This is a genomic window from Desemzia sp. FAM 23989 (assembly GCF_045528345.1).
GTDB lineage: Bacteria > Bacillota > Bacilli > Lactobacillales > Carnobacteriaceae > Desemzia.
The window spans coordinates 116,996-126,000 of record NZ_JBGQQT010000006.1; the positions used below are offsets into that span (position 1 = coordinate 116,996).

General features: G+C 40.3%; 5 protein-coding genes, 25 tRNA genes, 1 rRNA gene and 1 riboswitch. Of the genes, 3 read left to right on the plus strand and 28 right to left on the minus strand.

Annotated elements, in window-relative coordinates; genetic code table 11:
- Positions 1 to 2,113 (minus strand): LysM peptidoglycan-binding domain-containing protein (locus tag ACEN36_RS05480; protein ID WP_407126134.1); only part of this gene is annotated, 2,113 nt, incomplete at its 3' end.
- A 290-nt stretch (positions 2,114 to 2,403) separates the two neighbouring features.
- Between ACEN36_RS05480 and ACEN36_RS05485 the strand changes: the two genes are divergently transcribed.
- Together ACEN36_RS05485 and ACEN36_RS05490 are read left to right on the plus strand one after the other, a co-directional pair.
- Positions 2,404 to 3,081: a phosphatase PAP2 family protein gene (locus tag ACEN36_RS05485; protein WP_407126135.1), complete on the plus strand. Its 678-nt coding sequence runs from the start codon at positions 2,404 to 2,406 to the stop codon at positions 3,079 to 3,081.
- Positions 3,082 to 3,092: 11 nt separating this feature from the next.
- Positions 3,093 to 3,656: a class I SAM-dependent methyltransferase gene (locus ACEN36_RS05490; RefSeq protein WP_407095572.1), complete on the plus strand. Its 564-nt coding sequence runs from the start codon at positions 3,093 to 3,095 to the stop codon at positions 3,654 to 3,656.
- 41 nt (positions 3,657 to 3,697) lie between these two features.
- On the opposite strand, the gene metK is transcribed toward ACEN36_RS05490, so the two are convergent.
- Complete coding sequence (gene metK / locus ACEN36_RS05495) at positions 3,698 to 4,888, minus strand: methionine adenosyltransferase (RefSeq protein ID WP_407126136.1); 1,191 nt, start codon at positions 4,886 to 4,888, stop codon at positions 3,698 to 3,700.
- Positions 4,886 to 4,972: riboswitch (SMK box riboswitch) on the minus strand. (Overlaps the previous gene by 3 nt.)
- A 142-nt stretch (positions 4,973 to 5,114) precedes the next feature.
- Here metK and ACEN36_RS05500 point away from each other — a divergent pair.
- On the plus strand, positions 5,115 to 5,915 hold the full coding sequence (locus ACEN36_RS05500; RefSeq protein WP_407126138.1) for a hypothetical protein: 801 nt from the start codon (positions 5,115 to 5,117) through the stop codon (positions 5,913 to 5,915).
- Between the two features lie 439 nt (positions 5,916 to 6,354).
- Here ACEN36_RS05500 and ACEN36_RS05505 read toward each other — a convergent pair.
- The 26 genes from ACEN36_RS05505 to rrf form a co-directional block, all read right to left on the minus strand.
- Positions 6,355 to 6,426, minus strand: a tRNA-Glu gene (locus ACEN36_RS05505).
- 27 nt (positions 6,427 to 6,453) lie between these two features.
- Positions 6,454 to 6,527: transfer RNA gene (locus ACEN36_RS05510), tRNA-Ile, on the minus strand.
- Between the two features lie 17 nt (positions 6,528 to 6,544).
- Positions 6,545 to 6,615: transfer RNA gene (locus ACEN36_RS05515), tRNA-Gly, on the minus strand.
- A 10-nt stretch (positions 6,616 to 6,625) separates the two neighbouring features.
- A tRNA-Phe gene (locus ACEN36_RS05520) sits at positions 6,626 to 6,698 on the minus strand.
- 15 nt (positions 6,699 to 6,713) lie between these two features.
- Positions 6,714 to 6,786: transfer RNA gene (locus tag ACEN36_RS05525), tRNA-Asp, on the minus strand.
- A 39-nt stretch (positions 6,787 to 6,825) separates the two neighbouring features.
- Positions 6,826 to 6,898, minus strand: a tRNA-Met gene (locus tag ACEN36_RS05530).
- A gap of 41 nt (positions 6,899 to 6,939) precedes the next feature.
- Positions 6,940 to 7,029: transfer RNA gene (locus ACEN36_RS05535), tRNA-Ser, on the minus strand.
- A 41-nt stretch (positions 7,030 to 7,070) separates the two neighbouring features.
- Positions 7,071 to 7,142 (minus strand) — tRNA-Glu (locus tag ACEN36_RS05540).
- A gap of 42 nt (positions 7,143 to 7,184) precedes the next feature.
- Positions 7,185 to 7,272 (minus strand) — tRNA-Ser (locus ACEN36_RS05545).
- 46 nt (positions 7,273 to 7,318) lie between these two features.
- Positions 7,319 to 7,392, minus strand: a tRNA-Ile gene (locus ACEN36_RS05550).
- A 5-nt stretch (positions 7,393 to 7,397) separates the two neighbouring features.
- Positions 7,398 to 7,468 (minus strand) — tRNA-Gly (locus ACEN36_RS05555).
- A 6-nt stretch (positions 7,469 to 7,474) separates the two neighbouring features.
- Positions 7,475 to 7,547 (minus strand) — tRNA-Asp (locus ACEN36_RS05560).
- 40 nt (positions 7,548 to 7,587) lie between these two features.
- Positions 7,588 to 7,660 (minus strand) — tRNA-Met (locus ACEN36_RS05565).
- Between the two features lie 41 nt (positions 7,661 to 7,701).
- Positions 7,702 to 7,791: transfer RNA gene (locus ACEN36_RS05570), tRNA-Ser, on the minus strand.
- A gap of 37 nt (positions 7,792 to 7,828) precedes the next feature.
- Positions 7,829 to 7,902: transfer RNA gene (locus ACEN36_RS05575), tRNA-Ile, on the minus strand.
- Positions 7,903 to 7,924: 22 nt separating this feature from the next.
- Positions 7,925 to 7,998 (minus strand) — tRNA-Met (locus tag ACEN36_RS05580).
- 28 nt (positions 7,999 to 8,026) lie between these two features.
- Positions 8,027 to 8,099, minus strand: a tRNA-Ala gene (locus ACEN36_RS05585).
- A 9-nt stretch (positions 8,100 to 8,108) separates the two neighbouring features.
- Positions 8,109 to 8,182, minus strand: a tRNA-Pro gene (locus ACEN36_RS05590).
- A 30-nt stretch (positions 8,183 to 8,212) separates the two neighbouring features.
- Positions 8,213 to 8,286 (minus strand) — tRNA-Arg (locus ACEN36_RS05595).
- Positions 8,287 to 8,292: 6 nt separating this feature from the next.
- Positions 8,293 to 8,381 (minus strand) — tRNA-Leu (locus tag ACEN36_RS05600).
- Positions 8,382 to 8,419: 38 nt separating this feature from the next.
- A tRNA-Gly gene (locus tag ACEN36_RS05605) sits at positions 8,420 to 8,491 on the minus strand.
- Between the two features lie 3 nt (positions 8,492 to 8,494).
- Positions 8,495 to 8,570 (minus strand) — tRNA-Thr (locus ACEN36_RS05610).
- Positions 8,571 to 8,598: 28 nt separating this feature from the next.
- Positions 8,599 to 8,680: transfer RNA gene (locus ACEN36_RS05615), tRNA-Leu, on the minus strand.
- A 41-nt stretch (positions 8,681 to 8,721) separates the two neighbouring features.
- Positions 8,722 to 8,794 (minus strand) — tRNA-Lys (locus ACEN36_RS05620).
- A gap of 1 nt (position 8,795) precedes the next feature.
- Positions 8,796 to 8,871: transfer RNA gene (locus ACEN36_RS05625), tRNA-Val, on the minus strand.
- 11 nt (positions 8,872 to 8,882) lie between these two features.
- Positions 8,883 to 8,998, minus strand: a 5S ribosomal RNA gene (gene rrf, locus ACEN36_RS05630).
- Positions 8,999 to 9,005 lie beyond the last annotated feature (7 nt).

Consider the following 9,005-nt stretch of genomic DNA (forward strand, 5'->3'; position numbering starts at 1 on the left):
TTGTACCAGTATTAGGAGTAGTAGTAGTACCTGTTGATGGTGTGCTTCCTCCTTGTGCTGCTCCATTGACTGTTAACTTTTGTCCAACATAGATTGTGTCGGTTTTCAAATTATTCAATGATTTCAAACTCGCCACTGTTGTACTGTATTTACGAGCGATGCCAGATAGTGTATCTCCTGATTGAATCGTGTATTGGCCAGTACTTGTACCAGTATTAGGAGTAGTAGTACCTGTTGATGGTGTGCTTCCTCCTTGTGCTGACCCATTGACTGTTAATTTTTGTCCAACATAGATCGTATCGGATTTCAAATTATTCATTGATTTCAAACTCGCCACTGTTGTACTGTATTTACGAGCGATGCCAGATAGTGTATCTCCTGATTGAATCGTATACTGACTAGTAGTACCAGTTTCAGGATTCGTATTTTCATTTTCAGAAGGGGTTGGCATCACTGGTGTAGAAGGCGTGCTTCCTGTATCACCAGTATTTCCTGAACCAGGCGATGCTACATCAAAACGAATTAAATTGTATAATTTGATTAAATTGTTTAATTTAGCTGCGTAAGTTGGATCGGTCGCATAACGACCTTCTAACCAAGCTGTAGCTTCGTATACATTAGATGTGTTGCTTACCCAAGCTCCAGAGTAATAATTAGAATTCCAAGATGTTCCATTTTTTAATAAATTAGCGTTATCTTGGAATGATTCAGCATAAGAAGGGTATTTTTTAAAGTTTTGCGGAATATTGACCCATCCTGTTGCTGTTGAATATTCTTTGGTATACATAGTAACTGATTCGCCATTGTAAGAACCTTTGATACCAAATAAATTGTTGTTCGGTGCTTTAGAAAGGCTGCTTGAACCCCAACCACTTTCTAACCCAGCTTGAGCAATCATCACAGAGGCATAAAGATTATTTTTAGCAGCTACTTCACTCGCAAATGATCCTACAGTTGCAATGAATTGTTCTGCCGTTTGAGCTGTACTAATGTTTTCAAGTTGCTTTTGTTTAGGCGCTTGTTGATTGATATAAATCTGCTGGCCAACTTTGATTACGTTTTTATTCGTAATGTTGTTCCAACCGATTAAATCATTTACCGAAACGCCATAAGTTGAGGCAATTTTATTTAATGTGTCGCCGCTTTTAACTACATGGATCTTTTTCTCAGCAGTTGTTTCCTTCACAACAGTTGCTGACGTAGTAGCTACCATAGTTCTAGCTTTAGGAACCTCAGCTTGAACTTCTGCTTCAACAACTTGTTCTTTCTCTTGTTCTTTAGGAGCTTCTTCTGAAGCAGCTTTCTCATCTGATACTGTTTCTTCAGACTTTGTATTTTCTTCTACAACAGAGTCCTCTGGTATTTCGGCTTCAGTTTTTCCTTCTTCGATTTCTACGATGATATCTTCTGTTGCTGCTTGTTCTTCAGTCTCACTAACTTCTTCCGGCACAGAGTCCACTTCTGCAAGTTCTGCTTCAGGTGTTTCAGTTTCTATCACTTCTACAGCTTCTTCTGTTTCTTCCACAGCTTCCGGTGTCTCTGGTTGAATTTCTGAAGCTTGTTCTTCTGCAGGATCTTCTGTGTTAGTTTCAACCGCAACTTCAGTACTTTCTTCGTCAACTAGATCTTCAGAAGCTTCTCCATCTGCTGATTCTTCTGCAGATGTTTGATTGGCATCAGCCGTTAATAGAGCATTGTCAACTAATTGGTCAACATCTTCTAAAGACAAAGTCTCAAAGGTAATAGCGTCAAAAATTTCTTGAGAAACCAATTGTTTAAATTCATTTATTTTTTGTTCTTTTTCAATCTCTTTTTCTTCTGATAAGGCATCATTTAAATTGTCTTGAGTTACGCCACTTGTCTCAGATTCAACAGCTACTGTTTCTCCTTCAGCAACCTCGATATCTTTTTCTACTTCATTTGCTACTGCTTGATCTTTATCCAGTTCAGTTGCTTTAACGGTTTCAGTGTATGTAGGAAATGCTAGTAAACCTACCAATAAAGACGTACTAAACAGTGCAGTTCCTCTTTTGAGCCTTGCATTGGAAAGTTTCATTTTGTGTATTGTTCTTTCTTCTTCCAACAACGAGATTCTCTCTTTTCTAGTGATCACCAAAGTGTAGGTCCCTCCTAATTAAATAAACAAATAAGTGCCTATGTGCTATAGTTGTTTTAATTATAACGATAAACATTTATAAGTGAAACACTTATAAATCAAGTTGCATCAAATTTAACATTTGTCACATGAATGTAATCAATTAGAAGTGTTCTTATATCTTAGTACTATTGAGTTTGTTGCTTGGTACATATATTACAAAATGAGAACTTTTAGTGAACTGTTTTTCCAATATGTGATAAACTATATAATTGCATAGTACAGTTAAAACAGAAAGTTGGAAACATATGGAAAACAATAGACACACATTTTTTAAAAAACGGTTTGCTTGGTATCAATGGAGCCTTATTTTGTTGACTCCTTTTCTAGCCATCGTATTGCTTGCCTTCATCAATAATGAGATGGTTTACGCTTTTGACCAATGGCTCGGTAATCCAGTTCTATCTCTAAGAAACACAACTTTATCTGCTTTTTTTATTGCGGTTACTGATTTTGGGGATGTATATTATATCGCAATCAGTATTTTATTAACCAGCGCATTTTTAATTTGGAAGTATAGGGATTATCAAGCTGCTCTATGGCTGGCAGTTCAATCGATTGTCGGATCGGTATTGTTAAATCAAGGACTGAAACTGATATTTCATCGTTCTCGCCCCCTGGTTGAACATTTAGTAGAACAGGGCGGTTATTCCTTTCCTAGTGGCCACTCTATGGGAGCCATGATTTGTTACGGCGGTATTGTATTTCTTTTATCCAAAAAATCCACTCACAAAACATATCGGAATAGTTTATTCATCATTGGAACTGCAGTGATTTTTATCGTGGGTCTCAGCCGCATTTATATTGGCGTACATTTTTCTACAGATGTTATAGGCGGTTTCTCAGTTGGAGCAGCATGGCTTGCCTTCACTATAGGCACCTATCCTAAGTGGAGAAACGCATTCAGTAAAAAAATGAAGTTATAGGAGTGAACCTTTTGATTGAAAATGCTTTGCGATTCAGTCATACCTTATTAATAAATACCATCAGTCCAGGAGACATTGTGGTAGACGCCACTGTTGGAAACGGAGACGATACCGTCTTACTGGCTAAATTAGTTGGTCCCTATGGTAAAGTTTACGGGTTTGATGTCCAAGAACAAGCAATTCGACAGACAAAAGAAAAACTACTCTACACCAGCCTGCTTCCTCAAGTAGAATTGTACCATCAAGGTCATGAAACAGTCGAAGATGTGTTAAATGTTGATACACCTCTAGCTGGAGCCGTTTTTAATCTTGGCTATTTGCCAAAAAGTGATAAATCGATCATCACCAAAAGTCATACTACTTTAAAAGCAATCTCAACATTGCTTCCCATGTTGAGAAAAGGAGCCTTACTGATTGTTGTCGTTTACTATGGACATGAAGGCGGAAGTGAAGAAAAAGAAGCGGTTTTGAACTTTGCTTCTCATTTGTCACAAAAAGAGTACACTGTTCTAAGATACGGTTTTGTCAATCAACAAAATCAGCCTCCTTTCTTACTCGCTATTGAAAAACGCTAATAAAAAAACGATAGGACAAATTTAATGTCCTAACGTTTTTTTTAGTGCTCCAATAATCCTTTTAATACTTCGACTTTATCTGCCTTTTCCCATGGCAAATCAATATCCGTTCTGCCAAAATGCCCATATGCTGCAGTTTGCTTGTAGATAGGTCTTTGCAAATCAAGCATTTTGATAATGCCTGCAGGTCTCAAGTCAAAATTAGCACGAACAGCTTCGATTAAAGCTGACTCAGAAACTCTTCCTGTATCAAATGTGTCTACCGCAATAGATACGGGTTGAGCTACACCAATGGCATAAGCTAACTGAACCTCACATTTGTCTGCTAAACCAGCAGCTACAATATTTTTAGCAATGTAGCGGGCAGCATAACTTGCTGAGCGGTCAACTTTTGTTGGATCTTTACCAGAAAAGGCTCCGCCTCCATGACGAGCATATCCACCATAAGTATCTACAATGATTTTACGTCCTGTTAATCCAGCATCTCCCTGAGGACCACCGATAACAAAACGACCAGTAGGATTAATAAAGTATTTTGTCTCTTCATCTAATAAGTCTTCTGGTATTTCATGTTTGATTACTAAATCAATCATATCTTGTTTCAATTGTTCGTAAACTACTTCTGGAGCATGTTGAGTACTGATAACAACTGTATCTACCCGAACTGGGTTTCCAGCTTCATCATACTCTACTGTTACTTGAGCTTTAGCATCTGGTCTCAGATAGATCACTTCTTTGTTTTTACGCAAATGAGCAATTCTTCTTGTTAAACGATGGCTCAATGAAATAGGCAATGGCATCAGTTCAGGCGTTTCGTTTGTAGCAAAACCAAACATCAACCCTTGATCTCCAGCACCAATTTGATTCAGTTGATCATCATCCAGTTCTCTAAACTCGACTGAATCATTAACTCCTTGAGCAATATCACCTGATTGTTCATCAATTGCTACAAGAACGCCACATGTTTCAGCATCAAAACCATACTTAGCTCTTGTATACCCTATGTCTCGTACGGTATCACGTACAATTTTTTGAATATCAACATACGCAGATGTTGATATCTCTCCTGCTACTAAAACCAATCCTGTAGTAACAATCGTCTCGCAAGCTACACGAGCTGTTGAATCTTTTTCTAAAATGGCATCAAGAATTGCATCACTAATTTGATCAGCAATTTTATCCGGGTGTCCTTCTGATACGGACTCGGATGTGAATAATTTTCTTTCTGACATTAGATATCCCCCTTTGTTTTTTCGGTTACAAGGCTTCTCCACTACTAAAAGTGAATCCTATCGGGAATCCTTTTGCAAACCTTATACAGTTTATCACAATTTCTCTGAAAATGATACGCCTTATAAAAACTGAAATCTTTTTCTATAAAAACTGAAATCTTTTTCTTTTTCCTTTTAATTTTTTTGGTATGATAGATAGGAATTAGAAGAAAGGAGCCAGTCTTTTATGCCCATAAAAAATACCATTGAAACCTTTTTATATAATCCAATAGTTTTGGTACTCTTCACTCCATTCAGCTATCTCCTGATAGGGACCCTTTATGCTGTTCAATATGTCCCATTGAATATTGGAAAATTTATCGCTTTTTATTTACTGCTTTTCGTAAATTACTGTATTGAAAATTATTTAAAAAAGCACTCGTTTCTCAATAAATCAGAACTTAAAGGTCCGTTTTATCTTATGGAATTAATGAATATCTTGTTAATAGCATTTCTCAGCTTTCAATCCCATTATTCTATTGCTTTATTAATTATCTTATATAGTTTAATCATTCATTTCCAACAAGTTCTTAAAGATAACCAGTTTCCTATTGTTGCTGTCTTGATTTTAGGAATTTTCAAAGGTGGTATGCTGACCTACTTAAGTTTCTTTATTCAAGCGCAATTTCTTCCTTTAATACTGATTGTCTGGAGTACACCATTGGTCATCTTACATTTGTTTATTGAAATCGGCAGTTATTTAGCAGAAAAAAAATCTCCTCGTGTTGCAATAGGCCAGTCTTATATATTGGTAACCCTACTGATTTTCATTTATCTAAGTACAGGACTATTTTTGTATAGTACATTTCGTATGGGGTTGTTTCTTTTTATTTTAACTCTCCCGTTAGCCATCCGTCTGGCCAGATTATTTATCACTCATAGTTGGAAAGACTCCAAATCTGTCACACTGAAAACGTTCCGGCTGTTCCAACTTCTGTATACAGTAATCTTTATTTTTGCAGAAGTCCTCTATTTCGCAAATCTTTAAAACATGAATACACCCAGCAAAAATAACTTTGTTAGCATGAAGGTAGAATACCACATTCTAATGAAGGTATTTTTGCTGATTTTATATTCGAAAATTCTCTTTTTTATATTCTATTTATTTACAATTCATAATGAGCAATCAGCAAAGTATCCGTAATAACGTTTAATCCAGTATGAGAAATAAAATCTTTTTCTTCCTCATAAAACTACCGTCCTCCAAGGTGTAGAACAGCTGAAATGGGAATAAGCTGATAATATGGAACTTGAGATAATAAATTTCTCCAGCATAGAGTCCAGCTAGCATAGAATGTCCAACCTATTCAAGAAACGATAGGTGCTGTCTCAGGTATCTTACTGCCCCTGCGTACGTCAAACCAACCAAAAAGAGCTGTTCACGTCATTTGACTGTGAACAGCTCTTTTTAGCATTCTGTATTTTAATGACCCGTACGGGATTCGAACCCGTGTTACCGCCGTGAAAGGGCAGTGTCTTAACCGCTTGACCAACGGGCCTGATTAATTATTTTTCTAAGAAGAATATGGGCCTAAATGGACTCGAACCATCGACCTCACGCTTATCAGGCGTGCGCTCTAACCAGCTGAGCTATAGGCCCAAAAGACATAAAAAAAGAGCGGGTGAGGAGAATCGAACTCCCATCATCAGCTTGGAAGGCTGAGGTTTTACCACTAAACTACACCCGCATTTTAGTTATGGCCCGGGACAGAGTCGAACTGCCGACACCTTGAGCTTCAATCAAGTGCTCTACCAACTGAGCTACCGGGCCAAATATTCAATTAAACGGTCTCGACGGGAATCGAACCCGCGATCTTCTGCGTGACAGGCAGACATGTTAACCCCTACACCACGAGACCAAAATCAGCTTAATTTTTCTTTCAGTGCACTGCTGCACATTGCGGGGGCAGGACTCGAACCTGCGACCTCCGGGTTATGAGCCCGACGAGCTGCCAACTGCTCTACCCCGCGATAATAAATATAAATTTCCATGACTGCTTACAGACACGATAAGGAGGATAAGGGATTCGAACCCTTGCGTGCTTTTACACACCTGACGGTTTTCAAGACCGTTCCCTTCAGCCGGACTTGGGTAATCCTCCGATATAAACAATTGTTTATTTTGAAGAGGTTTAAAACCTCATGACCCGTACGGGATTCGAACCCGTGTTACCGCCGTGAAAGGGCAGTGTCTTAACCGCTTGACCAACGGGCCAGATAACTTGATAGAAATATTATGGATTGGTGCTAAAACTAACGGAGAAGGAGGGATTTGAACCCTCGCGCCGCGTTAACGACCTACACCCTTAGCAGGGGCGCCTCTTCAGCCACTTGAGTACTTCCCCAAACCACAATTTTACTTTTTACAAACCAATAAATTAATTGGTGTAATGGGCCTAAATGGACTCGAACCATCGACCTCACGCTTATCAGGCGTGCGCTCTAACCAGCTGAGCTATAGGCCCATAAAAGCGGGTGAGGAGAATCGAACTCCCATCATCAGCTTGGAAGGCTGAGGTTTTACCACTAAACTACACCCGCATAAAACGGTCTCGACGGGAATCGAACCCGCGATCTTCTGCGTGACAGGCAGACATGTTAACCCCTACACCACGAGACCAAAATCAGCTTAATTTTTCTTTCAGTGCATTGTTGCACTATTGCGGGGGCAGGACTCGAACCTGCGACCTCCGGGTTATGAGCCCGACGAGCTGCCAACTGCTCTACCCCGCGATAATAAATATAAATTTCCATGACTGCTTACAGACACAATAAGGAGGATAAGGGATTCGAACCCTTGCGTGCTTTTACACACCTGACGGTTTTCAAGACCGTTCCCTTCAGCCGGACTTGGGTAATCCTCCGTGAAATACAAGGTAATTCTAATCGAAAAGATCAAAGTGGACCTTGCAGGACTCGAACCTGCGACCGGACGGTTATGAGCCGTCTGCTCTAACCAACTGAGCTAAAGGTCCAAGTTCTTTTATTCAATTAAAGTAGCGGCGGAGGGGATCGAACCCCCGACCTCCCGGGTATGAACCGGACGCTCTAGCCAGCTGAGCTACACCGCCATAATTAAATTAAGAAATCTTGTTGCAATGGAGCCTAGCGGGATCGAACCGCTGACCTCCTGCGTGCAAGGCAGGCGCTCTCCCAGCTGAGCTAAGGCCCCTAAATAAAATCGGGAATACAGGATTCGAACCTGCGACCCCTTGGTCCCAAACCAAGTGCTCTACCAAGCTGAGCTAATTCCCGTATACGTTAGTAAAAACTCTTTAAAAGAGATGCACCCAGCAAGAGTCGAACTTGCAACCGCTTGATTCGTAGTCAAGTACTCTATCCAATTGAGCTATGGGTGCTAATAATGGTGCCGAGGGCCGGAATCGAACCGGCACGGATATCACTATCCGCAGGATTTTAAGTCCTGTGCGTCTACCTGTTCCGCCACCCCGGCTTTAATGAACAAGTTATCATTTTCTAGCATGACTAGAAAGCGGAAAACGGGGTTCGAACCCGCGACCCCCACCTTGGCAAGGTGGTGCTCTACCACTGAGCTATTTCCGCAAATGGTGCCGGCTAAAGGATTTGAACCCTCGACCCTCTGATTACAAATCAGATGCTCTACCAACTGAGCTAAGCCGGCAATTATTTAATACCAAAAAAATAAATGATGCGGGTGAAGGGACTTGAACCCCCACGCCTCGCGGCGCTAGATCCTAAATCTAGTGCGTCTGCCAATTCCGCCACACCCGCATTTACTTTAAGGCAACATACTAGTCAACAAGCAACTAGAATGAGTCATGCAGGATTCGAACCTGCGACCCTCTGATTAAAAGTCAGATGCTCTACCAACTGAGCTAATGACTCATGGTGGAGGTTAACGGGCTCGAACCGCTGACCCTCTGCTTGTAAGGCAGATGCTCTCCCAACTGAGCTAAACCTCCAAAAATTATATGCGCGGCAACGTCCTAGTCTCACAAGGGGAAACCCCTCACTACCTTCGGCGCTAAGAAGCTTAACTACTGTGTTCGGCATGGGAACAGGTGTGACCTTCTTGCCATCGTCACCACACATATGT

Bases quoted from the DNA above. Each gene is read 5' to 3' on its own strand.
- ACEN36_RS05485 (WP_407126135.1), top strand. From the start codon at position 2,404: ATGGAAAACAATAGACACACATTTTTTAAAAAACGGTTTGCTTGGTAT.
- metK (WP_407126136.1), bottom strand. From the start codon at position 4,888: ATGTCAGAAAGAAAATTATTCACATCCGAGTCCGTATCAGAAGGACAC.
- ACEN36_RS05500 (WP_407126138.1), top strand. From the start codon at position 5,115: ATGCCCATAAAAAATACCATTGAAACCTTTTTATATAATCCAATAGTT.